General features: G+C 27.0%; 22 protein-coding genes, 1 pseudogene and 1 riboswitch. Of the genes and pseudogenes, 19 read left to right on the top strand and 4 right to left on the bottom strand.

Annotated elements, in window-relative coordinates:
• Nucleotides 1–3: 3 nt before the first annotated feature.
• Nucleotides 4–990, top strand: coding sequence for an AmmeMemoRadiSam system radical SAM enzyme (amrS, locus tag RYM86_RS01150; RefSeq protein WP_315076690.1), 987 nt, complete (start codon nt 4–6; stop codon nt 988–990).
• A gap of 110 nt (nt 991–1,100) precedes the next feature.
• Here amrS and RYM86_RS01145 read toward each other — a convergent pair whose 3' ends face one another.
• Nucleotides 1,101–1,532, bottom strand: coding sequence for a hypothetical protein (locus RYM86_RS01145; RefSeq protein WP_315076688.1), 432 nt, complete (start codon nt 1,530–1,532; stop codon nt 1,101–1,103).
• 206 nt (nt 1,533–1,738) lie between these two features.
• Here RYM86_RS01145 and RYM86_RS01140 point away from each other — a divergent pair, with 206 nt between their 5' ends.
• The 11 genes from RYM86_RS01140 (at nt 1,739) to RYM86_RS01090 (ending at nt 14,241) form a co-directional block, all read left to right on the top strand.
• Nucleotides 1,739–2,044 (top strand): hypothetical protein, encoded by a 306-nt coding sequence (locus tag RYM86_RS01140; RefSeq protein ID WP_315076686.1) that lies wholly within the window; start codon nt 1,739–1,741, stop codon nt 2,042–2,044.
• 241 nt (nt 2,045–2,285) lie between these two features.
• The gene (locus tag RYM86_RS01135; protein WP_315076684.1) at nt 2,286–3,653 is read left to right on the top strand and encodes a 6-phospho-beta-glucosidase; all 1,368 of its coding nucleotides are present in this window, start codon (nt 2,286–2,288) and stop codon (nt 3,651–3,653) included.
• 199 nt (nt 3,654–3,852) lie between these two features.
• Entirely contained in the window at nt 3,853–6,594 is a 2,742-nt protein-coding gene (locus RYM86_RS01130; RefSeq protein WP_315076681.1) for a sigma 54-interacting transcriptional regulator, read from the top strand.
• 273 nt (nt 6,595–6,867) lie between these two features.
• Nucleotides 6,868–7,179 carry a PTS sugar transporter subunit IIB gene (locus RYM86_RS01125; protein WP_315076679.1) on the top strand — a complete coding sequence of 104 codons (312 nt, stop codon included), beginning with the start codon at nt 6,868–6,870 and terminating at the stop codon, nt 7,177–7,179.
• A 22-nt stretch (nt 7,180–7,201) separates the two neighbouring features.
• Entirely contained in the window at nt 7,202–7,519 is a 318-nt protein-coding gene (locus RYM86_RS01120; RefSeq protein WP_315076677.1) for a PTS lactose/cellobiose transporter subunit IIA, read from the top strand.
• 184 nt (nt 7,520–7,703) lie between these two features.
• Nucleotides 7,704–8,597 carry a BadF/BadG/BcrA/BcrD ATPase family protein gene (locus tag RYM86_RS01115; protein WP_315076674.1) on the top strand — a complete coding sequence of 298 codons (894 nt, stop codon included), beginning with the start codon at nt 7,704–7,706 and terminating at the stop codon, nt 8,595–8,597.
• A complete protein-coding gene (locus RYM86_RS01110) occupies nt 8,594–9,688 on the top strand; it encodes a MupG family TIM beta-alpha barrel fold protein (RefSeq protein WP_315076752.1) in 1,095 nt (364 codons plus the stop codon). Before RYM86_RS01115 ends, RYM86_RS01110 begins: the two co-directional genes overlap by 4 nt.
• A 45-nt stretch (nt 9,689–9,733) precedes the next feature.
• Nucleotides 9,734–11,002, top strand: a complete 1,269-nt coding sequence (locus RYM86_RS01105) for a PTS sugar transporter subunit IIC (protein ID WP_315076671.1) — start codon at nt 9,734–9,736, stop codon at nt 11,000–11,002.
• 435 nt (nt 11,003–11,437) lie between these two features.
• A complete protein-coding gene (locus tag RYM86_RS01100) occupies nt 11,438–12,244 on the top strand; it encodes a YitT family protein (protein WP_315076668.1) in 807 nt (268 codons plus the stop codon).
• Between the two features lie 148 nt (nt 12,245–12,392).
• Nucleotides 12,393–13,856 (top strand): MFS transporter, encoded by a 1,464-nt coding sequence (locus tag RYM86_RS01095; protein ID WP_315076665.1) that lies wholly within the window; start codon nt 12,393–12,395, stop codon nt 13,854–13,856.
• A 43-nt stretch (nt 13,857–13,899) separates the two neighbouring features.
• Complete coding sequence (locus RYM86_RS01090; protein ID WP_315076662.1) at nt 13,900–14,241, top strand: zinc ribbon domain-containing protein YjdM; 342 nt, start codon at nt 13,900–13,902, stop codon at nt 14,239–14,241.
• A 133-nt stretch (nt 14,242–14,374) separates the two neighbouring features.
• Here RYM86_RS01090 and RYM86_RS01085 read toward each other — a convergent pair whose 3' ends face one another.
• Both RYM86_RS01085 and RYM86_RS01080 read right to left on the bottom strand, forming a co-directional pair.
• Nucleotides 14,375–15,739: a HAMP domain-containing sensor histidine kinase gene (locus RYM86_RS01085; RefSeq protein ID WP_315076659.1), complete on the bottom strand. Its 1,365-nt coding sequence runs from the start codon at nt 15,737–15,739 to the stop codon at nt 14,375–14,377.
• 4 nt (nt 15,740–15,743) lie between these two features.
• Entirely contained in the window at nt 15,744–16,454 is a 711-nt protein-coding gene (locus RYM86_RS01080; protein WP_315076656.1) for a response regulator transcription factor, read from the bottom strand.
• A gap of 346 nt (nt 16,455–16,800) precedes the next feature.
• Between RYM86_RS01080 and RYM86_RS01075 the strand changes: the two genes are divergently transcribed.
• From RYM86_RS01075 to RYM86_RS01055, 5 genes and pseudogenes are all read left to right on the top strand, one after another.
• The gene (locus tag RYM86_RS01075) at nt 16,801–17,715 is read left to right on the top strand and encodes an ABC transporter ATP-binding protein (protein ID WP_315076653.1); all 915 of its coding nucleotides are present in this window, start codon (nt 16,801–16,803) and stop codon (nt 17,713–17,715) included.
• Between the two features lie 14 nt (nt 17,716–17,729).
• Entirely contained in the window at nt 17,730–18,455 is a 726-nt protein-coding gene (locus tag RYM86_RS01070; RefSeq protein ID WP_315076651.1) for an ABC transporter permease, read from the top strand.
• A gap of 2 nt (nt 18,456–18,457) precedes the next feature.
• Nucleotides 18,458–19,180, top strand: coding sequence for an ABC transporter permease (locus RYM86_RS01065; RefSeq protein WP_315076650.1), 723 nt, complete (start codon nt 18,458–18,460; stop codon nt 19,178–19,180).
• Between the two features lie 129 nt (nt 19,181–19,309).
• On the top strand, nt 19,310–20,080 hold the full coding sequence (locus RYM86_RS01060) for a MerR family transcriptional regulator (protein WP_315076750.1): 771 nt from the start codon (nt 19,310–19,312) through the stop codon (nt 20,078–20,080).
• A gap of 118 nt (nt 20,081–20,198) precedes the next feature.
• A riboswitch (NiCo riboswitch) is annotated at nt 20,199–20,289 on the top strand.
• A 126-nt stretch (nt 20,290–20,415) separates the two neighbouring features.
• A pseudogene (locus tag RYM86_RS01055) lies at nt 20,416–20,583 on the top strand (cation-transporting P-type ATPase); the annotation flags it as partial.
• 312 nt (nt 20,584–20,895) lie between these two features.
• On the opposite strand, the gene RYM86_RS01050 reads toward RYM86_RS01055, so the two are convergent.
• Entirely contained in the window at nt 20,896–21,660 is a 765-nt protein-coding gene (locus RYM86_RS01050) for a DeoR/GlpR family DNA-binding transcription regulator (RefSeq protein WP_315076647.1), read from the bottom strand.
• Nucleotides 21,661–22,078: 418 nt separating this feature from the next.
• Here RYM86_RS01050 and RYM86_RS01045 point away from each other — a divergent pair, with 418 nt between their 5' ends.
• Both RYM86_RS01045 and RYM86_RS01040 read left to right on the top strand, forming a co-directional pair.
• Nucleotides 22,079–22,981, top strand: coding sequence for a glycyl-radical enzyme activating protein (locus RYM86_RS01045; protein ID WP_315076645.1), 903 nt, complete (start codon nt 22,079–22,081; stop codon nt 22,979–22,981).
• A 4-nt stretch (nt 22,982–22,985) separates the two neighbouring features.
• Complete coding sequence (locus RYM86_RS01040; RefSeq protein WP_315076644.1) at nt 22,986–25,391, top strand: glycyl radical protein; 2,406 nt, start codon at nt 22,986–22,988, stop codon at nt 25,389–25,391.
• Nucleotides 25,392–25,401 lie beyond the last annotated feature (10 nt).

The raw sequence follows: 25,401 nt of genomic DNA, 5'->3' as shown, positions 1-25,401 counted from the left end.
CTATTGGATTATAAAGTATTTTTTTATGAAAAATTAGAAGATAAATTTAAGTGTAAACTATGTCCTCATAACTGCATAATAGATAAAAATAATTTTGGAATATGTAAAGTAAGAACTAATAAAAATGATGAATTAATTGCTATAAATTATGGAGAAGTGACTTCAGCAGCAGTAGATCCAATAGAAAAAAAGCCATTATATCATTTTAAGCCATCTAAGAATATTTTATCACTTGGAAGCTTTGGGTGTAATATGCAATGTAGTTTTTGCCAAAACTATGAAATATCTCAAAATAGACCACAAACGCAGTACGTCAGTATAGAAGAATTGATTAAAATTATTTCTAGAATAGAAAATAATACTGGAATTGCATTCACTTATAATGAACCATTTATGTGGTATGAATATATTTATAATTGTGCTAAAAAAATAAAAGAATATGATAAAGATATAAATGTAGTTATAGTAACAAATGGTTATATAAATGAAGAACCTTTGATGAAAATATTGCCATTTGTAGATGCCATGAATATAGATTTAAAAGCATACACAAATAAATACTACAACAAAATATGTGGTGCAAAATTGGAGCCAGTACTTGAAGCTATAAAGAAATGTAACGAATATTGTCATGTAGAAATAACAACTTTATTAGTTAATGACGAAAATGATTCGATAGAAGAAACTTCACAAATAGCGCAATTTATATCAAGTATAAATAAAGAGATACCGCTTCACTTAAGTAGATATTTTCCAAAATATAAAATGCAAAATGAAGCAACGGAAATAGAAAAAATAATAAAAGCAGAAGAAGAAGCTAAAAAATATTTAGATAATGTGTATGTGGGAAATGTTGGTGGAGTAGATAATAATACTTATTGCAAAAAATGTGGCAAACTTCTTATAAAGAGAGATGGATATAGTACAGAAGTTTACATTAAAAATAATAAGTGCAGTCAATGTGGAGAAAAATTAAATGTAATTATATAGGGTTTTAGCATTTAATGAAAATAAAAAATACTACTGGAAATCAAAATTTCTAGTAGTATTTTAATAACAAATTATAAACTACTAGAAATTATCTCAAGTCTCAATTAACGTTAAGAAAGTGCTTTATTCATATAATCACGGTCAAAACTATCATCAAGTACTTTATATGTTTTATTTGAATTATCTTTATACCAAATTATTAAATATTCTTTCCCTAATGTATAAATAGATAAAACATCATCTGAATTTTCATAAAGACATATATGAAAAGATCCTTTAGTTCTGTTTTTTGATGTATCACCAAAATATCTAACAAGTTTTGTAGTAGAAATGTAGGATAAAATTTCATTTATTTCATCTTTATCTTTAATAGTTTTTTCATTTCCAGAATTAACACCTCTAATATAAAGTTTATCAATGGCTTCTAAATTGCAATTAGTAGATAAAATGTTGCCTATAGTAGTTTTTCTAGGATAAAAGCAATATAGCAATATAATTGATAAAATAATTATTGATAAGATTAAAAAATAACGCTTTTTCATGACTATAACTCCCAACTAAATTAGTCTTTTGTTAAATTATAGCATATTAATGTGTTATAATTTAACAGATATGTTATAATAAAGAGAAATTATGAATTATTTAATAAAAAGATAAGAAGAAATTATATTTACAATATTAAATATAAAAAAATCACTGATAATTTTAAATTAATTAATATCATTGAGTGTGGAGGCGCAATTTATATATGCAAAATAAAATTTCAACATTAAATATAGGTAATAAACTAGGATTTATTTCTCTCGGAATTCCTGTAATTGTTTTTATGTTCATTATTAATTGGTTTTTTAATATAACACCGTATCAAATATTGGAGGGAATGCCATTAATGCGAGCTCCATATATATGTTCAATAGGAGCCATATTGGCATTAACTACAGCACTAGTACTTGCAACGAATTTTATAGGTGCTAAAATATTGTTTTTATATGCTCTATGGATTTGTATTATGATTTCAATAACTCCTTTGCTTTGTATATATATAAAAGTATGATTATAATATTATTAAAAGATAGTAAGATAGAATCTTAATGTAAGAAATAATTAGTTAAATATTATATTAAGATATATTTTATAATAAAAAGAGTATATACAGTTTTATTAAATGATTACTGGCTTTAATAAAATGACTTGAAAATTATACCTTACAGTCTTACTAACCATATATTTTAAGTCGGTAATCATGTAAACATATTCATATTGTTTAATAAATCATTTTTATGGAGGTTAAAGATATGAATAAAAAAGAAATAAAAATAGTTACTATTGGAGGGGGTTCAAGTTACACTCCTGAATTAATTGAAGGATTTATAAAGCGTAGCAATGAACTTCTAATTAAAGAAATTTGGCTTGTAGATATTGAAGAGGGAAAAGAAAAATTAGAAATTGTAGGTGCTATGGCTAAAAGAATGGTTAAAGCAGCTAAATTAAACTGGAAAGTTAAATTAACTTTAAATAGAAGAGAGGCATTAAAAGATGCTGACTTTGTAACAACTCAATTTAGAGTGGGCCTTTTGGATGCGAGAATAAAGGATGAAAGAATACCTTTAAGTCATGGATTGATAGGACAAGAAACAAATGGTGCAGGAGGAATGTTTAAAGCTTTTAGGACAATTCCAGTAATTTTAGAAATAATCAAAGATATGAAAGAATTATGTCCAAATGCATGGCTTATAAATTTTACAAATCCAGCAGGTATGATAACTGAAGCAGCTATTAAATATGGAGAATGGAATAAAACTATAGGATTATGTAATGTTCCAATCAATTGTATGAAACAAGATAGTAAAGCATTAGAACTTGAAGAAGAAGATTTATTTTTTAAGTTTGGCGGAATAAATCATTTTCATTGGCACAGAGTCTGGGATAGTGAAGGGAATGAAAGAACAAAAGAATTAATAGAATTATTATATAATCCAATTAATGCAGATTCAAATAATGAAGCAGTAGTAGCAAATATTAAAGAATCAAAATTTATATATGAGCAAATAAAGGATTTGGGGTTATTACCTTGTCCATATCATAATTACTACTATGCTACAGATGATATGCTAAATGAAGAACTAAAAGGTTTTTCAAAGGGACAAACAAGAGCAGAGGTTGTAAAAAAAACAGAAGCGGAATTATTTGAATTATACAAAGATGTTAATCTGGATTATAAGCCAGAACAATTAACTAAAAGAGGCGGTGCTTATTATAGTGACTCAGCATGTGAAGTTATAAGTTCAATATTTAATGATAAAAGAAAGATTATGGTAGTTAGTACTTTAAATAAAGGAGCACTTGTAGATCTTCCATGCGATTCTGTTGCAGAAGTTTCAAGTATAATAACAGCTCATGGACCAGAGCCAATAAACTTTGGACAGTTAGATGCATCATCAAGGGGAATGGTTCAATTAATGAAATCTATGGAACAAGAAACCATTTTAGCAGCAATTAGTGGTGATTATAATAAAGCATTACAAGCTTTTATAATAAATCCATTAGTTCCAAGTGGTAAAGTAGCAAAAGAAGTATTAGATGAACTATTATTAGCACATAAAAAGTATTTACCACAATTTGATGGCACAATAAAAAATAGAGAAGTAAATATGAAATCTTGATAAAATCTAGATTTAGATAAATATTTAGTTGGAAATTGAGAGTGGAAAATTGAGAGTAAAGAAATAAATTCTACAGTGGAATTTTAAAATATATATTTTGAGAAAATTTTCAAGACTTTCATCTCTCCACTTTCAATTAACAAGGGGGGAGCAACAACCTTTGTTCTATTTTTGAGAATTTGATTAAGGAGAGATTTTTATGGGGGGAATAAGTAGAAAAGAAGAAGTGATGCAAAAATTACTTGAACTTGAAAACAAAAACAAGAATGGAATTACGGCAACAGAATTAAGTTCATATATGAATTTGGATCGTACTAATATAAGTAGATATTTAAATGAGTTATATAAAGATAAAAAACTAGATAGACAAGATGGTAGACCCGTTAGATATAGAAGTATACAAAAAGATAAACAAGTAATTTTAAATGGTAATGAGGAAAAGAAAAATATAAATAAAAAAGATAGTTTAGAGATGCTTGTTGGATCAAAACATTCACTAAAACTACCTATACAACAAGCAAAAGCGGCTATATTATATCCACCTAGAGGACTTCACACTTTAATATTAGGTGAAACTGGTGTTGGAAAATCATTATTTGCTGAAGTTATGTATTACTTTGCAAAAGAATCTAATATGATATCTGATGACGCACCATTTGTTAGATTTAATTGTGCAGATTATGCTGATAATCCTCAACTAGTTGTTGGACAAATATTTGGAGTGAAAAAAGGGGCCTTTACTGGTGCTGATAGTGATAAAGAAGGTTTGCTAAAAAAAGCAGATGGTGGAATATTCTTTTTAGATGAGATACATAGATTATCTCCGCAAGGTCAAGAAATGCTTTTTACTTTTATTGATAAGGGTTACTTTAGAGCATTAGGTGACACAGAAAAGAAAATAAAAGTACAAGTACAAATTATAGCAGCAACAACAGAATCACCAGAGTCATTTTTATTAAAAACATTTACTAGAAGGATACCAATGACACTATTATTACCACCACTTAGAGAACGAATGTTAGAAGAAAGGTATAGGCTTTTAAGTGAATTTATAATAGCAGAATCATTGAGGCTTGGAAAAAGTATATATGTAAGTAAAAATTCAATAATATCCTTTTTGCTATATGATTGTCCTAACAATATAGGACAATTAAAAAGTGATGTTCAACTTTCGTGTGCTAAGGCATTTTTAAATTATAAAATAAATAAGAACAATTATATTTTAGTAGATCAAGAAGAATTACAGCCTAGAGTTCAAAAAGGAATAATGAAAATTCAAGAACATAGGGAAGAAATAGACTTTATAGTTAAAAATATTACTGATATTTTAAGATTTTCAAGTAAAGATAATTTTGAAAGAAATTTTGAATTAGAAATTGATGAATCTAGTAATGATAAAAATAAGAGCTTTTATTCAATTATAGAAAATAAGGTGGAATTATTAAAGAATCAGGGAGTTGATGAAGAAAGCATTAATAATATTTTAAATATTGATTTTGAAGAGTATTTTAAAAAGTATATAAATACAATAAATACAAATTTAAAAAAAGAAGAAATTTCTAAGATTGTTGGATTAAAAATAATAAGAGTTGTTGAAAATATGTTATCTATAGCTTCTAAAAAATTAAACAGAGAATTTAATCAAAGAGTTTACTTTGGACTTTCACTACATTTACAAGGGAGTATTGAGAGGATTACTTGTGGAAAAAAGATATATCATCCTAAACTTAATATTATTAGAGTTCAATATAGAGAAGAATTCAATGTAGCAATGGAGATAGTTAAAATTATTGAAAAAGAATTTAATGTAGATGTTCCTTTGGACGAGATTGGGTATGTAACTATGTTTTTATCTGCATGTGATGATGAAGCTAGTGAATACGTAGAAGAAAAAGTTAGTGTCCTTGTTATGATGCATGGAAGAAGTACAGCCAGCAGCATTACTGAAGTTGCTAACACACTTATAGGGGAAGAATATATACAATCATTAGATATGCCGTTAACAATGAAAGCTGAAGTTATGCTTAAAAAGGCTAAAGAAAAAATTAAAGAAATGAATACTGAAAAAGGATTATTAATATTAGTGGATATGGGATCATTGATTAATTTTGGAAGCATAATTAGCAATGAATTAGGTATTAAAGTTAAGACAGTGGATATGGTAACAACATTAACGGTTATAGAAGCTGGAAGGAAAGCAATAAGCGGTAGAAAATTAGATGAGATTTATTCTTCATGTAAAGAGCTAGGAAGAACTTCAATACAAATGTCTAAGGAATATTATAGTGAAGACAAAGAATTTATAGTAATTACAACTTGTTTTACAGGGGAAGGTGCAGCAGAAAAGATAAAAACGAGAATAAGTTGTAGTTTGAAAAATATAGAAAAGGTTAGTATTATTTCTCTTGATATCTTAGATAAAGAAGATTTCTTGAAAAAGGTAAGTACATTGAAAGAAAAATATATAATATTAGCTGTGGTTGGAACTGTAAATATATTTATTGACGGAGTACCATTTATATCTGCACAGGATGTTTTTATGGAACGTGGAGTAAATCAATTAGATGATTTAATTGAAATAGAGAGTGATTTCTTAAAAGTAAGAAAAGCATTAGAAAATGAAATAACAGAAATTAATTGTATGGCTTTAATTAGTGACATTAGAGATATGATAAGAGATATAGAAGAGAGTTTAAATGTTAAAATTCAACATGATATACAAATTGGAATTTTAATTCATATAAGCTTTCTTATAGATAAACTAAAACATGGAATGAATCAAACTATGTTTAATAAATTAGAAGAATATAGATATAAGTATTTAAAGGAGTTTTTGATTGTTAGGAAAATTTTACGAGTTTTAGAAAATAATTATAATATTGAAATCGGTGATGATGAATTAGCTTATATAGTTAGAATGATTGTAGAAAATATAGGGTAAATATTAGGTACAACTTAACTGTAGATTGTGATATAAGGTGTTAATTTTATATAGAGTGTAAAAATAAGAAAGTGTGTGATTAATTTTACACACTTTTTTTGTGATTTTTACAATATGAGAGTAGACAATAAACACAGGAATAGCACTGTTTTAAGGAAAATTTTCTTTGATATAAGTTTTGGCATGGTTATTGCTTAATATAAAGGTGTAAGGTAAAAATAGTAAGCAAGAATGAATATGTTTTAAAACTGTAAATTTAAAGGAGGATTTTAAGTGAAAAAGATATTATTAGTTTGTTGTGCAGGAATGTCTACTAGTTTATTAGTTTCAAAAATGCAAGTAGCAGCAAAAGAAAAAGGAATTGAATGCAGTATAGAAGCGACAGGAGAAGCACAAGTTAAAGATCATATAGATGATATTGATATTTTATTATTAGGGCCACAAGTTAGATTTTTATTAAAACAATTTCAAAAAAGTCTAGCGGATAAGAATATCCAAGTAGAAGTTATAAACACAATTGATTATGGGACGATGAATGGAAAGAAGGTATTGGAAAGAGCTTTAGAACTTACAGATAATAAATAATCAAAAAAAGGGGAGAAACTATATGGAAGAAATAATAATGAATCTTATAGTTCATAGTGGGGAAGTTAGAAGTTATTCGATGGAGGCAATTCAATGTGCTAAAAAGGGAGACTTAAATAAAGCAAGAGAATTGATGGAAAGAGCTGATGAAGAAATGTCAAAAGCTCATAATGTTCAATCATCTTTAATACAAAAAGAAGCTGGTGGAGAAAAAATAGAGGTATCATTGCTTATGGTACATGCTCAAGATCATTTGATGACAAGTATGACAGTAAAATCTCTTGCAGTTGAATTTATAGATATGTATGAGAAATTTAATGGTAAGTTAAATAAGGAATAAAATTAAATTTTATTTAAGAGCACTATATAGTCTAATAGTAAAACTTATACAAGCCAATATAATCTTTAAAATTATTTAAGTAAATTAAAATTATGGTTTAAACATCTTTGATGTAATCGTTATTAAAAATATTTGAGTTTTGAAAAAACTGTTTACAGCAAAAATAAAAAAGTGTGGTGATTTTATGAAATATATTATAGGCGTTGATGGTGGAGGTACAAAAGTAGAGGCTACAGCTTATGCCATGGAAGGAGCAGCTATTAAAACGTCTATAAAAGGATTTGGAAATTTGTTGAATAACAAAGAAAAGGCTTTAGAGAATATAGTTAAATCCATAAAAGATATAATAGAATTTTTGCCTAATGAAGAACTTATAAATGTATATCTTGGGATTGCTGGATCTGAAGTTGGTAATAATTCAAAAATGATAAAAGAAGAAGTTAAGAAAAAGCTCAATATAGATTGTGTAGTTATGAATGATGGTGAAATAGCATTAAAAGCTATGTTAAAAGGAGAAGATGGAATATTAGTTATAGCAGGTACAGGATCAGTAGCTTTAGGAATTAAGGATAATAAAACTATTAAATGTGGCGGTTGGGGAAGTTTATTAGGGGATGAAGGTAGTGGATATAAAATAGCCATAGAAGCAATAAAAAGAATGATATTAGAAGAAGAGTATTCAATGCCTAAATCAAGATTATCTAAAAATATTATAAAAAAATTAAATATTAAATCAGTTTATCAAATAACTGATTTTGTTTATTCATCAACTAAAGATGAAATAGCATCATTAACACCTATTGTTGTTAAATTAAGTGAAGAAGGAGATGATATATCAATTCAAATATTACTTGATGAGAGTATATCATTTGCAAGAACTACTGAGAATGTATATAGGAAATTAGGATTTGAAAGTTGCAATATAGCATTAATTGGAGGCGTTATTAGAAATTCAAAGGTTTTTAGAACGGCTTTTGAGAATCATTTAAGAGAAAATATAAATATTAAAGATATTATAGATGAAGAAGTCTCTCCAACAATAGGAGCTTATTATATGGAATGGGGGATGAAAAGATGATAGGACTCGGAATTTCAGTTTATCCTAATCATACAGATATAAATGAAATTGTGAAGTATATACATTTAGCTGGCAAATATGGATTTAAAAGAATTTTTACATGCTTAATCTCTGTAGATGATAAAAATACTGAAGATGTAATGAGTAATTTTAAAACTATGTTATGTGCAGCTAAGAAAGAAAATATGGAGGTGATTGCAGATTTAGATCCAAATGTATTTAAAAATTTAAGAGCATCTATATATGACCTAAAAGTGTTTGAAAATATTGGATTAGATGGAATAAGACTAGATTTAGGCTTCAGTGGATTAGAAGAATCTATAATGAGTTTTAATGAGTATGGATTAAAAATAGAACTTAATATGAGCAATGGCACTAAGTATATAGACAATATTTTATCTTACAAATCCAATATTGATAATCTATATGGATGTCATAATTTCTATCCTCATAAATATACAGGTCTTTCATTTGAACATTTTATTAAGTGTTCAAAACAATTTAAGGAGCTTGGAATAAGAACAGCAGCCTTTGTAAATTCTAAAACAGCTAAGTACGGACCTTGGCTTGTATCAGAAGGGTTATGTACTTTAGAAATGCATAGAAATTTACCTATAGATGTACAAGCTAAACATTTATTATCAATAGGGCTTATTGATGATGTAATAATAGCAAATTCTTTTGCTTCAGAAGAGGAATTAAAGATATTAAGTGAAATAAATAAAGAAAAATTAATGCTTAATATTGAATTTGATGAAACAGCAACAGAACTTGATAAAAAGATAGTTCTTGAAGAATTTCATTACAATAGAGGTGATGTATCAGAATATATGATAAGGTCTACGCAAAGTAGAGTTAAATATAAAGATAAGCGCTTTCCAGCAGTTAATACTCCAGATATAAAAAGAGGAGATTTATTAATAGATTCAGATTTATACACTAGATATTCAGGTGAACTTCAAGTTGCATTAAAGGATATGAAAAATAGTGGAAAAACAAATGTGGTTGGAAAGATAGTAGATGAAGAGATATTTCTATTAGATTATATAGAACCTTGGACAAGTTTCGGTTTTAGAGAAGTAAAAGGTTAAAGTTATAAGAATAAAAAATATATCTAAGTAAGGAGGAAAAGGTCTATGAAAAAATTCTTTGATTGGATGGAAGAGCACTTTGTACCGATTGCGGCTAAAATAGGTGCTCAAAGGCATTTAGTAGCAATACGTGATGGGTTTGCAACAATAACACCATTAGTTATGGCAGGAGCATTTGCCATATTATTTAATAATTTAGGATTTAAATGTTATCAAAATTTTCTAGATTGGTTATTACCAGTGGGTTGGCAAGCATGGGGAGGAGCTATTTGGAATGGTACTTTTGGCGTTATGTCCATATTACTTGTATTTACAATATCATATCATTTAGCAAAAGGATATGATAAAGATCCATTAGCAGCAGGTATATTATCATTAGGATCTGCAATGATTTTATATGCAACAAATGCTGAAGGTGCATTACCATTTGATTTCTTAGGAGCTCAAGGATTATTTATTTCTATAATAGTAGCATTAGTAGCCACAGAAGTTTTTGTTAAATTATCAGGAAATTCAAAATTAATAATAAAGATGCCAGAGGGAGTTCCACCAGCAGTTTCTAAATCTTTTGCGGCCTTAATACCATCAATTATAGTTTTAGCTTTAACAGCTGGAATTAAGGAATTATTAATAGTTATCAATATACCAGATGTTCATCAGGCATTATTTCTAGCATTACAAAAACCGTTACAAGGAGTTGCTGGTAGTTTAGGTGGAGTATTACTTATAATTTTTGTATCTCAATTATTATGGTTCTTTGGATTACATGGCTCTAATATACTTGCACCAGTTATAAATGCGCTACTACTTCCATTGCTTGTTTTAAATACAGAAGCAGTTAAAGCTGGATTAGAACCAGAATACATTGTAAATAGTCAATTTTTAGATTCGTATGTGAATATGGGTGGTTCAGGTGCTACCATTGCATTGATTCTAGCAATATATATTTTAGGAAAGAAATCAGGATCTCAACAGAAGATGATTGCAAATTTAAGTTTAGCACCAGGATGTTTTAATATAAATGAACCAATAATTTTTGGTATGCCAATAATATTAAATCCAGTATACTTTATTCCATTTATGTTAGCACCATTAGTATCTGCATTAATAGCATATGGTTTAACAGTAATACACTTTGTACCAAAAGTTTCAATTATGGCAACATGGACAACACCACCAATTGTTGGAGCATTTTTCTCAACTAATTCAGTTATGGGTGCAGTTACAGCAATAATTTGCATAGTAATTAGTGTATTAATATATCTTCCATTTGTTTATGTAGCAGGAAGACAAGAACTAAAAAATAACCAATAAATTTATTAAAGCTTTATCCTACTAATTATATAGTAGTTTAATATCATATAAGTTATCCTCTCAAAATTAATCCATTTTATAAAACAATTTATTTACAAAAAGCACTCCATGAATATTCATGGAGTGCTAATTTTTATTATTTCATATTTATGATAATTGTAAATCGCTGATAAGAAAAATCTTTGGTAATGAAAAGAATACCTATAAAAGGAAACATATATTAAAAGTAGTAGTTCAACAATATAAGATTTGAGCTAGTACTTTTTTGTGTTATGCTATATTTAATAGGAATATTTAAAATTATAGATTTATATCTTATAAAGAATAAACCCTAATTATAACTTTAACATTGGAGTTTAAAATATAAATTAAAGGAGATGGTCTATTATACGAAACTATAAAAATATTTTTGTTAATATTAATAGAATTTTCTTTATGATATTAGGTGCTATTTTAGTATCAATAGGACTTGAAATATTTTTAATACCTAATAACATAATTGATGGAGGAATGACAGGAATATCAATAATGGCAAGCTATTTAACAAAGGTTCAACTTGGAATGTTTATCTTTCTATTTAATTTACCTTTTGTTATTATAGGTTATAAACAAATTGGAAAGACTTTTGCTTTGTCAACCATATTTTCAGTAATATGTTTATCAATAAATGTAACTTTATTTCATTCTATTCCAAGCATTACACAAGATATATTACTAGCCACTATTTTTGGGGGTATTACAATGGGAGTAGGAGTAGGCTTAATTATAAGAAATGGTGGATCTTTAGATGGAACTGAAATTATTGCTATAATACTAGATAAAAAAAGTGCATTTTCTATTGGAGAAATAGTTATGTTTTTTAATCTATTTATATTGGGAATTTCAGGATTTGTATTTGGATGGGATAGAGCCATGTATTCTTTAATAGCTTATTTTATTGCGTTTAAAACAATAGACATTACTGTTCAGGGGCTTGATGAATCAAAGGCAGTTATTATTGTTTCTGAAAATAATGAGAAAATTTCTGAAGCTATAATGGCAAGACTAGGAAGAGGTGTGACCTTTTTTTATGGAAAAGGCGCATATAGTGGAAATAAAACAAATGTCATCTATGTGGTTTTATCAAGACTTGAAATAGCAAAATTAAAAAACATTGTACATGGTTTTGATAAAGATGCATTAATTACAATTACAGGTGTTGAAGGTACTGGAAAGAGATATGGAAAGAAAGCTATACATTAAAAATATTCATATTGCAAAAGTTCTAATTACTATAAAAATAGGATTAGAACTTTTATTATTATGTTATAATTCTTAGTGGAAATAATATCTTCATGATATGTATTAAATAAACTAAAGAATAAAATGAGGAAGGGGATACAAATTAAGTATGACTAAAACTGAAAAAAATAATATAAGCCGAAACAACTGGATAATTCTTGCGATAGTAGTTATGTCACCATTTATGGCATGTCTTGATAGTAGCATAATAAATGTAGCACTACCTGTTATGGCAAAGGATCTTTCAACATCTATGGCTGGTATACAACAAATAGTTACAACATATCTTATAGTGATTTCTGCAACTATACTTATATTTGGAAGATTGGGGGATATAAAAGGAAAAACAAGTGTATTTAAATACGGATTTATAATATTTGTTTTAGGTTCTTTATTATGTGGAATATCAACTACGCTTAATTTTTTAACATTTTCAAGAATTGTTCAAGGAATAGGTGCAGCTATGACTATGTCTACAAGTCAAGGAATCATAACACATACATTTCCAAAGAATGAAAGGGGAAGAGCACTTGGAATATCTGGAACTTTTGTAGCACTAGGAACTTTGCTTGGACCACCTTTAGGAGGACTAATAATATCAGTAGTAAGCTGGGAGTACATATTTTTAATAAACGTTCCAATAGGTACAGTAGCTTTTATAGCAGCTATGAAATATTTACCTAAGGATAAAATAACCACTAAGCAAACTTTAGATTATAATGGTGCCATACTTTTTCTTATATGTATAGTTTCATTATTTTTAGGGTTACTTAAGGGACAAAAGATTGGCTATAATCATATAACAATAATTTTATCATTTATAATATCTCTAGTGAGCTTTATTGTATTTATTATATTAGAATCAAAGATAGAAAATCCGCTTGTAGATTTATCTATATTTAAAAATAGAGTTTTTTCTATCAATGTATTTTGTGCTTTTTTATCATTTGTAGGAATTAGTTGTATAAACATAATACAACCTTTTTACCTTCAAGATGTATTGGAATTATCTCCAGGTACAGCAGGATTTATTATGATGGGTTATCCTATAGTTTTAACTATTATAGCTCCATTAAGTGGATATTTAGCAGATAAAATAGGAAGTAAAATACTTACCTTAACTGGCCTTATGATAAGTGCAATAGGTTTATTTACTATGACAACTTTAAATGAGCAATCATCATTTTTAATAATTATTAGTATTATATCTATAGTAGCCTTAGGCAATGGAATTTTCCAATCCCCTAATAATACTTTAGTTATGTCTTCAGTTGAAAAAAGTAAACTTGGAATAGCTGGTGGAATAAATGCTCTTATTAGAAATTTAGGATTTGTTTTTGGAGTTTCATTTTCAACTACTGTTTTGTATAACAGAATGAGTTATAAAATAGGTTATAGAGTATTAGATTATGTAGAAGGCAGAGGAGATGTATTTATATATGGTATGAAATGGGTATATGCTCTTGCAGCAATAGGATGTATTATTGGATTTATCATATCTTTAATTGATAAATTGCAGATAAGACATATTCAAAAAAGCAATGAATCTAAAATTACTGAACAGTCTATATAGATATTATATAAGCCTAACACTAGCGAATGGAGGAAATGAATTAATGGTTAATTTACCAAATTGTCCTAAATGTAATTCAGAATATACTTACGAAGACGGAAATCTTTTTATCTGCCCAGAATGTGCCCATGAATGGAATTTAGAATCACAAAATGCAGGTAATGAGGATGAACTTGTTGTAAAAGATTCAAATGGAAATATTTTAAATGATGGCGATTCTGTAACAGTAATCAAAGATCTTAAAGTAAAAGGATGTTCATCACCTATTAAAAAGGGTACAAAAGTAAAAAATATACGTTTAGTTGATGGAAATCATAATATTGATTGTAAAATTGAAGGTTTTGGAGCTATGCAACTAAAATCTGAATTTGTTAAAAAAGCATAATTAATATATTTTAAAATAATATTGATATTGTAGTATAGAGCCTATAAATATACTACAATATCAATTTTTATTTTAAATATAATATTAAATCTAGAAGGAGTTGTTGTTATCTCTTTAAATAGAATATCTTTTATTAAGGATACCACAGCACTATCTTACTACCATTTTCCCAATTTTTAAAATCAACATTTCCGCCATGTACTTTAGCAATTTGTTTTACAATAAACAGTCCAATACCATGAGAGGTACCATTAGGAATTTCATTAGAAAAATTCAAATTTTGTAAAACTTCATATTTAAATCCCATTCCTGTATCTTTAATTTCAATTACACAACCCTCATTCTTTTTTTTAACATTAATAAAAATATTACATCCATGTTCATTATGCTTAATACTATTTCCTATAAGATTATTAAGTGAACGTTCAAATAATCTTATATCACCATTTATCATATGAGTTTGAGCTTCATCAGAAATTGAGAGTTGCAATGTATATTTGTTATTACATAAATTATTTAAATAATCTACAACTACTTTTCTTATAACTTCTGAAGCATAAAAAGGTTTTATGTTTAAAGGCTGCATATCATATTCAAGTTTTACGGTTAAATTTAAATCATTTATTAATTGTTTAATTTTTTCACTTTGAAATCTTATGATACTAAATTGTTTTCTCTCTTCATCAGAAAACTTTTCATTATCTTCTAATTCACTAGAATATCCCATAATCATAGAAAGGGGAGTACGAATATCGTGAGATACTCCAGTAATCCAATTATTTCTAGCTAAATCTCTTTTTTCTATTATTTGTTGCTGTCTTAAAAGTTCATTAGAAGTATTATTTATATTATCTGCTAAATCTTTTAATACACCCTTAGTTTCAAGCAATACAGGTTTCTTTTTAGCCATATCATCTATTCCTTTTACAACTGTACGAAGGGAAAGGAAAAAACGAATTCCAAATAAAAATGCTAAGAACATAGCAATCGTAAAATTTATTATTAATGAAGCGAATAACCACTTTGGACTATTTCTTAAAACTGTTTCAGGTAGTATAAATTCAAGTTTCCAAATAGTATTTTTATCATTTCCAAGAACAAATAAGCCATAGTCATGTTTCCATACTTGAACAGGATAATCATTTAAATACCATTTGGTAAAGGAAGCAATATCAGAAGAAGTATATTCTAATGGTAAATCTTCAGGTAGATTTTTATTCCATATAACTTTCCCATCATCATCTAAAAGCATTGCCCACTTATATTTATTATTAATAGTAAATGAACTTTTATCGGATAATACAAATTCATTATTTTCTTTTATAAGTCCTTGGCTAATTTCAGAAATATTATATCCTATATCACTATATTTATTAACATATTTATTAACAGATATTGTCCATGTAACTAAAATGAAAAAGTTAGTTAACAATAATAATATGCTAATTCCTCCTGCTGATAGTAGGTAACGCATTATTATTTTCATCATACTCTTCATTTTATTACTCCAATATAAGCTTGTATCCAAGCCCTCTTACTGTTAAAAGATATTTTGGGCGAGAAGGCTCTGGTTCTATTTTTTCTCTTAATCGTCTTATATGAACCATTAAAGTATTTTCATATCCAAATAAATTATCATCCCAAGCAGCTCTACATAAAGCATCAATAGTAACAATATTTCCCTTATTAACATACAACTTATCAAGGAGAGTATATTCTTTAGCTGTAAGTGTTAATTCTTTTTTTGATGTTTTTATAGTTCCGCTATTCATATCTACAAATCTATCTCCCAAATAAAAAGTCGGTTTTTTATTTGGTTTTATTACTGAAGGAAAATAAGTTCTTTTAAGAATAATGCTAAGTCTAAGAATTAATTCTCTAGGTAAAAAAGGCTTAGTAATATAATCATCAGCACCAAGCCCAAGCCCTAGCAGTCTATTTTCATCTTCATCTCTAGCTGATAAAAAAAGTATAGGAATCATAGAAGTTTCACGAAATTGTTGCATAAGAGAAAACCCATCTCCATCAGGTAGCATTACATCTAAAATAATCACATGAGGATTTATTTTTTTAAACTGCTCTATAGCCATATTACAGCTTGATGCTGTAAGCACCTCGTGAAACCCTTCTTTTAATAAAATATTTTTAACCATTTCTAATAGGGGAAGTTCATCATCTATAATTAATATTTTGCAATCTTTAATGTTGTCCATAATAAATTACCTAGCCTTTCTAAATAAATAATCAGTATATCTTTTAAAATAGTATTGATATTCTAGTATAATGCCAGTTCACCTTTATACTAGAATATCAATACTTACTTAAAGTGTAATGAAAAATCATAATAAATTTTAAATAAGGTAAATAAAAGACAAGAATATTTAGCTGTTAATTTTTTATATACCTAAAATATACTAATAATAGTATACATGAATATTTAACTAACAAAAATTATATTATAAAAAGCTTAATGTAATTGTAAGGTAAGCTTCATTAAAGTGTAAGGTGAGTGTTTTATATTTTAAAAGAACCTAGATATATTGAAAGGAGCTTTTAAATATGGAACATATAATTACTACAAATAATCTTTGTAAAAAATACGGGAATGTATTTAGAGTTAAAGATCTTGATTTAAAAATACCAAAGGGGGCTATCTATGGATTTTTAGGACCTAATGGTGCTGGAAAATCTACAACATTAAAAATGATTTTAGGACTTGTTAAACAAACAAAAGGTAAAATAACTGTGTTTGATAAATATTCAAATGATAAAAACAGGTTAGATATTTTAAAAAATGTAGGGAGCCTTATTGAATCTCCTAGCTATTATGGGCATTTAACAGGAGAAGAAAACTTAAGAATTATTCAAACATTACGCAATGTACCAGAAAAAAATATAAAAAAAGTACTAGAAATTGTTCGTTTAGAAAATGCAAAAAACAAAAAAGTAAATCAATATTCTTTAGGAATGAAACAAAGGTTAGGTCTTGCTTCTGCATTAATTAATTTCCCTAAACTACTTATTTTAGATGAACCAACAAATGGTCTTGATCCAGCCGGAATACAAGAAATGAGAGAATTAATTTGTTCTCTTCCTAAAAAATATGATATGACAGTTGTAGTCTCTAGCCATTTATTAAGTGAAATTGACCAAATGGCAACAGATGTTGGAATTATTAATAATGGGGAACTGATTTTTCAAGATAATCTTGAAGCACTGCATGAAAAGAACAAAAATAAAATTGCAATTAAAACTTTAGATAATACAAAGGCTAGAAGTATATTAAGCATGAAGAATATTTTTTGTGAGGAGGAAAGTGATTATTTATTATTACCACAAACATCTGATTCATTTATTATAAAATGTAATCAATTATTTTATGAAAATCAAATTAAGGTTACTCGTATAGAAGAACGACAAAAAAGTTTAGAAGATATTTTCTTAGAGTTAACAGGAAAGTCGGTGAGTTTATGATAACAGCACTTTCTATGGAATTTTATAAAATACGTCACAGAAAAGTTGGACTTACTGTAGCTATAATGATAGGGGTACAATTTATGTGGGCTTTATGGGCAATGAGACATATGGATGTTCATAAATTGTCACAAGGATGGATGTATTCTATATATTCATTTTCACAACTTAACTGTATCATGATGCCAATAGTAATTGGAGTTATAGCCTCGCGCTTAAGTGATATTGAGCATAAAGGAAATACTATTAAGTTATTAAAAACTATTATTTCAGATAATAAAATATTCATGGCAAAATTCTTATGTGGTGAATTTTATATGATAATTATTGCAATTTTACAAGTTGGAATAATAATTTTCTTTGCAAAGTTAAAGGGGTTTAGTGGAAATTTTCCTATAGGGTATATCAGTTATTATACTTTGATAATTAATCTAACACTATTGTTACTGCAACTTATATTTTCTTTAATTTTTATAAACCAAATGATTGGACTTGTTATAGCAATAGGGGGAGCGCTTTTAGGGTTATTTTCATTATTTTTTTCAAAAACAATAGCTAGATTAGTTTTATGGGGGTATTACGGTTTATTATCACCAGTTAAAATGGATTGGGATATAAAAACAAGAATAGTTAATTTATATTGGATATCTATTCCACTAACAGAATTTGCAATACTTATTGGGATATTTATTTTATTGTATATAGCAGGAAAAGAAATTTTTAAAAGGAAGGAGATTTAAATATGTTTTTACGTACATTAAAGGCAGAACAATTAAAACTACATAATTCTCCTGTATGGATAGCATTTATTGTAATACCATGCATTTCAGCTTTTATGGGAACATTAAATTATTTAAATAATACAGAAATATTAACAAATCAATGGTATAGTCTTTGGACACAACATACATTATTTTATTGCTATTTTTGTTTTCCTTTATTAATAGGGGTTTACTGTGCTTATATATGTAGATTAGAACATATGAATAATAATTGGAATATGGTTATGACAGTACCAACTAAGATTAGTAATATTTATTTATCAAAGTTTATTACAGTTATGAAAATGCTATGTTTAACACAAATTTTTGTTGGAGTATTATTTTATATTTCTGGGAAGATAGTTAATTTTAATACTGGAGTGCCTAAAGAAATGTTTTTGTGGATATTTTTAGGCCTTATAGCAAGTGCTGCAATTGTATCTATTCAACTTGTATTATCACTTACTATACGAAGTTTTGCTGTACCTATAGGTATCTCTTTAATTGGTGGAATTATGGGGCTTGCAATTAATGCAAAAGGATATGGATTATACTTTCCTTATTCTTTATTTTCAATAGGAATGTGTTCAAATAATCCCGAAAGTAGTATGGTATGTAGTATAATTGCATTTATGATTTCATGTATTGTATTTATAGTCATATTTAGTTGGATTAGCATTTTGAAACTTAACAATAGACAATAAAGAAAAAAATCTTTAGAATTTATCAATTGAAAAGCTATAATTTTTAAAATAATGCATTGACTATAACGTTCCGTAATAGTTTATTATAAATATGTAGAAATAAGCACTAAACAATTAGGGGATGATTTTATTTCTTATAAAGTAAAAGAGGTTGCTAATATAGTAGGAGTAAGCGTACGAACACTCCACTATTATGACCAAGTTGGATTATTAAAACCAAATACTATAACTACCGCGGGGTATAGACTTTATACAGAAAAAGACCTTGAAAAATTGCAGCAGATCCTCTTTTTTAAAGAACTTGATTTTAGTTTAAAAGAGATAAAAAACATTATGGAAAATCCAGGATTTGATAGAAAGCATGCATTAAATAATCATAAAAATTTATTATTACAGAAAAAAGAGAGACTTGAAAAAATAATAGATACAGTTGAAAAAACTATAAATTCAATTGATGGAGGAAAAGAAATGAATAAAAAGGAAATGTTTAATGGATTTGATATATCTGAAATAGAAAACTATAAGAGTAAATATGCAAAAGAAGCTAGAGAAAAGTATGGTGATTCGAAAGCCTATAAGGAAAGTGAAATAAAAACATCAAAATATACAAAAGAAGATTGGAACAATATTATGGAATCTGGAAATTTAATATTTGAAAAGTTATCAAAATTAATTGATAAACCAAAAGAATCTTCAGAAGTTCAAGATGTAATTGAAGAATGGAGAGAATATATTACTAATAATTTTTATAATTGTACACTAGAGATATTTAGAGGCCTAGGACAAATGTATGTTTATGATGAGAGATTTACAAACTTTATTAATCAAACTAAATCAGGATTAGCTAACTTCTTTAGTGAAGCAATTGAAGTATATTGTAATAATATAAATAAAATATAAATATTTATTTTTATAAAAATCGGCATAATATTACAGCAGTAATTTAAATAAAATAGTAGCATTTATTTAAAATAATACGTATAATAACTTAAAATCTCTTTGCACTGCATATTAATCTACAGTACAAACTGATCAGGCCGATAAATGATTTTATTATGGAGCCGGGCCATAATAGTGGCAACAGGATATTTAATACCTGTGGGACAGTATATTGTTCTACGGGTATTTTTTTATTCTTTGGAACAATAGCTGATAATAAGATCTTAAATGCATTGCCATAGAGCTATCAAACAAAAATTCTTAAATATTTTAAGAATAAAATGGAGGTAACTTTTATGACAGAACAAAAAAAGTTAAATGAATTTATGGGCTTAACAAAAGAAGAAGCAAAAAAAGCTCAAGAAAAACATGGTAAAAACCAATTGATTCCTGAAAAAAAAGAAAACTTTTTTCTGAAAATTTTAGAAGTGTTAAAAGAACCAATGTTTTTACTTTTACTTGTTATAATATATAAAATAAAACCTACTAAATAGACTATAAATGGGCTATTTCAGTAGGTTCTTTTTTGAAAATATATTTTTAATACAATCTATAAGATATTAACAAAAATTTAAATGAATTGACTTTGTCATTAAATCTTAAGTAAATTTCTCTGTCCATAAGCTTTATTTGATAGCTAGTGTCTGTAATTTCATAATGGCTACATGCTCATGGATAATGCTTTCTAACTCTCGTCCTAAGACAAACTTTGATTGAGACTAAGAACTCTGTTTATACTGATAATATCAGCATTCATTTAAAACATAGCTAAAAATTTAATTATATAATTCAACATTAAAATTTTTTAATATTTTTAGTATATTTCTATTTGGAATTTTATCTGTAACTATTCCATTAATGTCATTTAGATTTGAAAAAGTATATATACCATGAGAATAAAATTTTTCATTTTCCATTAATATATATGAATTATTACTTGAATTAATTATTACTTGTTTTGTATTACCTTCTTCTAAATCAAAATTATAAATATCTCCATTTTCTAAATTTATGCCTGAACTTCCGATGAAGGCTTTATCAAATCGATACTTTTTTAATGTGCTAATAGTTTCTGAACCAACTGTTCCACCTAATTCTTTATTATAAATTCCACCAATAAGGATTAATTTACAGTTAGAATTAGTTTTAAATAATTCAGGGATAGATGACATATTTGTTATTAGGGTTATTTTTTTATAACTATTTGCAATTAACTCTGCTAATAAAAAATTTATGCTAGAGATATCAAAAAATAATGTATCAGAATCTTTTATTATATTAAATGCTTTCTTTGCAATTATATGTTTATTTTCAATATTTTTATGCATTCTAGTATCAATATTTAGAGTTTTTTTAATTTCATTATTTGCTATTGCGCCTCCATAGGTTCTTGTTAGCTTGCCTAGACTTTCTAATTTTTGAAGATCTTTACGTATCATTCCATTAGATACATCAAACTTTTCACTAAGATTTTTAACAAAAACTTTTCCTTCTTTATTAACTATATCTATTATTTCTTGTAATCTTTCTTCTTGAAACATTTTGTTATTTCCTTCCTTAAATAAAACAGATAATTTTTAGTATTTAAAATATAAAACAGTTACTTTATTTGCATTTCCAAGTTTTAAAGTAAATTAATATGACCATGAATTTTATCAATGTATAGCATCTTTAAGTTTATAACAGTAAATACTAATGGATAATGGATTTTACATATATAAGTTATTAGTCATATATTAAAAAATTTACATAACATAATAATTAATTATTATTATAACCCAAAATGATAACAAATAAAACTAAATAATACTTTGAATATTGACAAACATAAAAAATAAGATTAAAATGTAATCAAATGATAACAAAAAATAATAAATAATAACAAACAATACTGATTAAAGGGGGTGAAGTTTAGTGAGTACTTATTCATTAAGTTATATATCTCACTAAATATGAATTATGGAAAAAGCACTTATTTGTAATATTGAAAAATATGCTACCCATGATGGACCTGGAATTAGAACAGTAGTTTTCTTTAAAGGCTGCCCATTAAAATGCATATGGTGTAGTAATCCTGAAACTCAAAGTAAAAAAAATGAACTATATTATAACAAGAAAAAATGTATTAGTTGTGGAAGTTGTATAAAAAGTTGTGACAAAAATGCACTCTCATTTGAAGATGATTTAATAAAAATTCATAGAGATAAATGTAATAGTTGTGGTAAATGTACAGATATTTGCCCTACAAATGCTTTGAACTTAGTTGCAAAAGAAATGATTATAGATGAGGTATTTAAAGAAGTTATTAAAGATGAAATTTTTTATTCTAAATCTGGAGGCGGAGTTACATTATCAGGTGGAGAAGTATTAAGCAATGGAGATTTTGCATTAGATTTACTTAAAAAATGCAAGGAAAATTATATTAATACAGCAATTGAAACAAGTGGATTTGGAGAGACTGAAACTCTTTTAAATTTATCGAAATTTTGTGATTTAGTTATGTTTGATATTAAAAATACTAATAATGAATTTCATAAAAAATTTATAGGTGTGGATAATTCTTTAATAATTAAAAATTTAGAAAGCTTAAGTAAAGTTCATAACAATATAATTATAAGGATTCCTTTAATCCCTAGTTTTAATGATGGTGAAGAAAATATAAAAAAAGTTATTGATTTAGCTTTAAAAAATAGAATAAGAGAAATTCATTTATTACCTTATCACTCATTAGGTAAGGAAAAATATAATCAATTAAACAGAAAATATGATCTTAATGATATGAAAACGCTTAATAAGGATAAAATTGAATGTTTAAAAGAAATTATTGAAAAAAGTAATATTAAATGTATTATTGGAGGTTAGTAAGATGATGGATTATATAATTAAAAGTGAAAGAATAAAGAAATTAAGAGAGTATATACTTAACAAAACTCCTTCTATTTGTATTGAAAGAGCTAGATATTTTACTGAAGCTTATAAGGAAAATGAAGATAAGCCAATATATATAAAGAGAGCTAAGGCTGTAGAAAAAACTTTAGAAAATATGAGTATTTATATTAAAGATGGTGAACTTATAGTTGGTAATCAAAGCTCTGATGAAAGAACTGCACCAATATTCCCTGAATACGCTGTTCAATGGATAGAAGATGAATTAAAAGAATATGGCAATTTTAATAAAAGAGAAGGGGATAACTTCTATATAAATGAAAAAAATATAGATGAACTTTTAGAAATAGTTCAGTACTGGAAAGGCAAAACATTAAAAGATAAATGTTATGGGATAATGCCAGAAGAAATAAAAAAGGCCATTAATGTTAAGGTAATACATGGAGAAGGAAACATGACTTCAGGAGATGGTCATATAGTTCCAGATTTTGAAAAAGCTTTAAACTTAGGACTTTCTGGAATAATAAAAGAAGCAGAAGAAGCTTTAGAAAAAGTTGATATAAGTGAAAATGATGGGTTCAAAAAGAAATCCTTTTTAGAATCAGTAATAATTATAAATAAAGCTATTATAAACTTTGGATTAAGATATAGTGAGCTTGCTAAAAAATTAGCACTTGCAGAAAAAGATATAAATAGGAAAAATGAATTATTATTAATATCAGATATATGTTCAAGAATACCAAAAGAAGCTCCGAAAAATTTTTATGAAGCTGTTCAAATGATTTGGTTTGTACATTTAGTAATACAAATAGAAAGTAATGGTCACTCTGCTTCATTAGGTCGTGTTGATCAATATCTATATCCTTATTATAAAGAAGGAATAGAAAATGGAACTTTGACAGAAGATTTTGTGAAAGAATTATTACAATGCTTATGGATAAAGTTATTTTCAATATTAAAAATTCGTCCAACATCTCATGCAGGGTATGGAGCAGGATATCCAACTTATCAAAACGTAACAATTGGAGGATGTAATGAACTTGGAGAAGATTGTACAAATTCTTTAAGTTATTTAATATTGCAATCTGTTGGAGAAATGAAATTAACTCAACCAAATCTTTCAGCAAGACTTTTCTCTAATAGTAGTGCGAGATTTATAAGGGAATGTGCAAATGTTATAAAAACAGGATTTGGAATGCCAGCACTTCATACTGATGAAATAATAGTGCAATCATTATTAAATAAAGGTGTTAATTACAAGGATGCATATAACTATACAATGGTAGGATGTGTGGAAGTTGCAGTTCCTGGAAAATGGGGTTATAGATGTACTGGTATGAGTTTTTTAAATATGATAAAAGCAGTAGAGCTAACTTTAAATGATGGATATGATGAAAGAACAGGTGAAACATTGCTTACTGGAAATAGGGATTTATTAAGTTTTAATAATTTTGAAGAATTATGGGCTGCGTGGGAAAAGAACATAGCTTATTACACAAAATTAACCGTTGCATTAGATAAAATTGCAGATACAAATCTTGAAGAATTCCCAGATATATTCTGTTCATCATTGGTAGATGATTGTATAGGTAGAGGAAAGCCTATTAAAGAAGGCGGAAGTATTTATGATATAGTTGCTGGACTTCAAGTTGGATTAGCAAATGCAACAAATTCATTATTCGCTTTAAAGGATATTATTTTTGATAAAAATATACTTTCTAAAGAAGAAGTGATGAATGCATTAAAAAATAATTTTGAAGGTTTAGAAGGAATTAAAGTAAAAAAAATATTATTTTCTTCACCTAAGTATGGAAATGACGTAGATTGTGTTGATAACATGGCAAGAAATGTTTACCAAACTTATATAAATGAAATATCAAAATATAAAACAACAAGATATGGAAGAGGACCTATTGGAGGAATTTATGGACTTTCAACATCAGGAATATCTTCTAATGTACCAATGGGATGTGTAACAGGGGCTACTCCAGATGGAAGACTTGCATGGACTCCATCAGCAGAAGGAGCATCTCCAGTACAAGGATCAGATATAGAAGGACCAACTTCTGTTTTAAAATCAATAACTAAGTTACCTACTATATTAATAACTGGGGGACAATTATTAAATATGAAATTCTCACCTAACTTATTAGTTGGAGATGACCAATTTACAAAGTTTATTAATCTTATAAAATCTTTTGTTTCAATGAAAGGATGGCATATACAATTCAATGTAATAGACACTAAGACTTTAAGAGAAGCCCAAAAGGACCCTGAAAAGTATCGAGATGTAATTGTTAGAGTAGCTGGTTACTGTGCTCAATTTGTAACTTTAGATCAAACTACTCAAGAAGATATAATATCAAGGACAGAAGAAACATTTTAGGAGGAATTAA

The sequence above is a fragment of the uncultured Clostridium sp. genome, assembly GCF_963527835.1.
GTDB lineage: Bacteria > Bacillota > Clostridia > Clostridiales > Clostridiaceae > Clostridium.
This window is presented reverse-complemented; position numbering and strand designations above follow the sequence as displayed.

Excerpts from the sequence above, each read along its gene's own strand:
- RYM86_RS01145 (WP_315076688.1), bottom strand. The coding sequence starts at position 1,532 with ATGAAAAAGCGTTATTTTTTAATCTTATCAATAATTATTTTATCAATT.
- RYM86_RS01140 (WP_315076686.1), top strand. The coding sequence starts at position 1,739 with ATGCAAAATAAAATTTCAACATTAAATATAGGTAATAAACTAGGATTT.
- RYM86_RS01135 (WP_315076684.1), top strand. The coding sequence starts at position 2,286 with ATGAATAAAAAAGAAATAAAAATAGTTACTATTGGAGGGGGTTCAAGT.
- RYM86_RS01130 (WP_315076681.1), top strand. The coding sequence starts at position 3,853 with ATGGGGGGAATAAGTAGAAAAGAAGAAGTGATGCAAAAATTACTTGAA.
- RYM86_RS01120 (WP_315076677.1), top strand. The coding sequence starts at position 7,202 with ATGGAAGAAATAATAATGAATCTTATAGTTCATAGTGGGGAAGTTAGA.
- RYM86_RS01115 (WP_315076674.1), top strand. The coding sequence starts at position 7,704 with ATGAAATATATTATAGGCGTTGATGGTGGAGGTACAAAAGTAGAGGCT.
- RYM86_RS01110 (WP_315076752.1), top strand. The coding sequence starts at position 8,594 with ATGATAGGACTCGGAATTTCAGTTTATCCTAATCATACAGATATAAAT.
- RYM86_RS01105 (WP_315076671.1), top strand. The coding sequence starts at position 9,734 with ATGAAAAAATTCTTTGATTGGATGGAAGAGCACTTTGTACCGATTGCG.
- RYM86_RS01100 (WP_315076668.1), top strand. The coding sequence starts at position 11,438 with ATGATATTAGGTGCTATTTTAGTATCAATAGGACTTGAAATATTTTTA.
- RYM86_RS01095 (WP_315076665.1), top strand. The coding sequence starts at position 12,393 with ATGACTAAAACTGAAAAAAATAATATAAGCCGAAACAACTGGATAATT.
- RYM86_RS01090 (WP_315076662.1), top strand. The coding sequence starts at position 13,900 with ATGGTTAATTTACCAAATTGTCCTAAATGTAATTCAGAATATACTTAC.
- RYM86_RS01085 (WP_315076659.1), bottom strand. The coding sequence starts at position 15,739 with ATGAAGAGTATGATGAAAATAATAATGCGTTACCTACTATCAGCAGGA.
- RYM86_RS01080 (WP_315076656.1), bottom strand. The coding sequence starts at position 16,454 with ATGGACAACATTAAAGATTGCAAAATATTAATTATAGATGATGAACTT.
- RYM86_RS01075 (WP_315076653.1), top strand. The coding sequence starts at position 16,801 with ATGGAACATATAATTACTACAAATAATCTTTGTAAAAAATACGGGAAT.
- RYM86_RS01070 (WP_315076651.1), top strand. The coding sequence starts at position 17,730 with ATGGAATTTTATAAAATACGTCACAGAAAAGTTGGACTTACTGTAGCT.
- RYM86_RS01065 (WP_315076650.1), top strand. The coding sequence starts at position 18,458 with ATGTTTTTACGTACATTAAAGGCAGAACAATTAAAACTACATAATTCT.
- RYM86_RS01050 (WP_315076647.1), bottom strand. The coding sequence starts at position 21,660 with ATGTTTCAAGAAGAAAGATTACAAGAAATAATAGATATAGTTAATAAA.
- RYM86_RS01045 (WP_315076645.1), top strand. The coding sequence starts at position 22,079 with ATGGAAAAAGCACTTATTTGTAATATTGAAAAATATGCTACCCATGAT.
- RYM86_RS01040 (WP_315076644.1), top strand. The coding sequence starts at position 22,986 with ATGATGGATTATATAATTAAAAGTGAAAGAATAAAGAAATTAAGAGAG.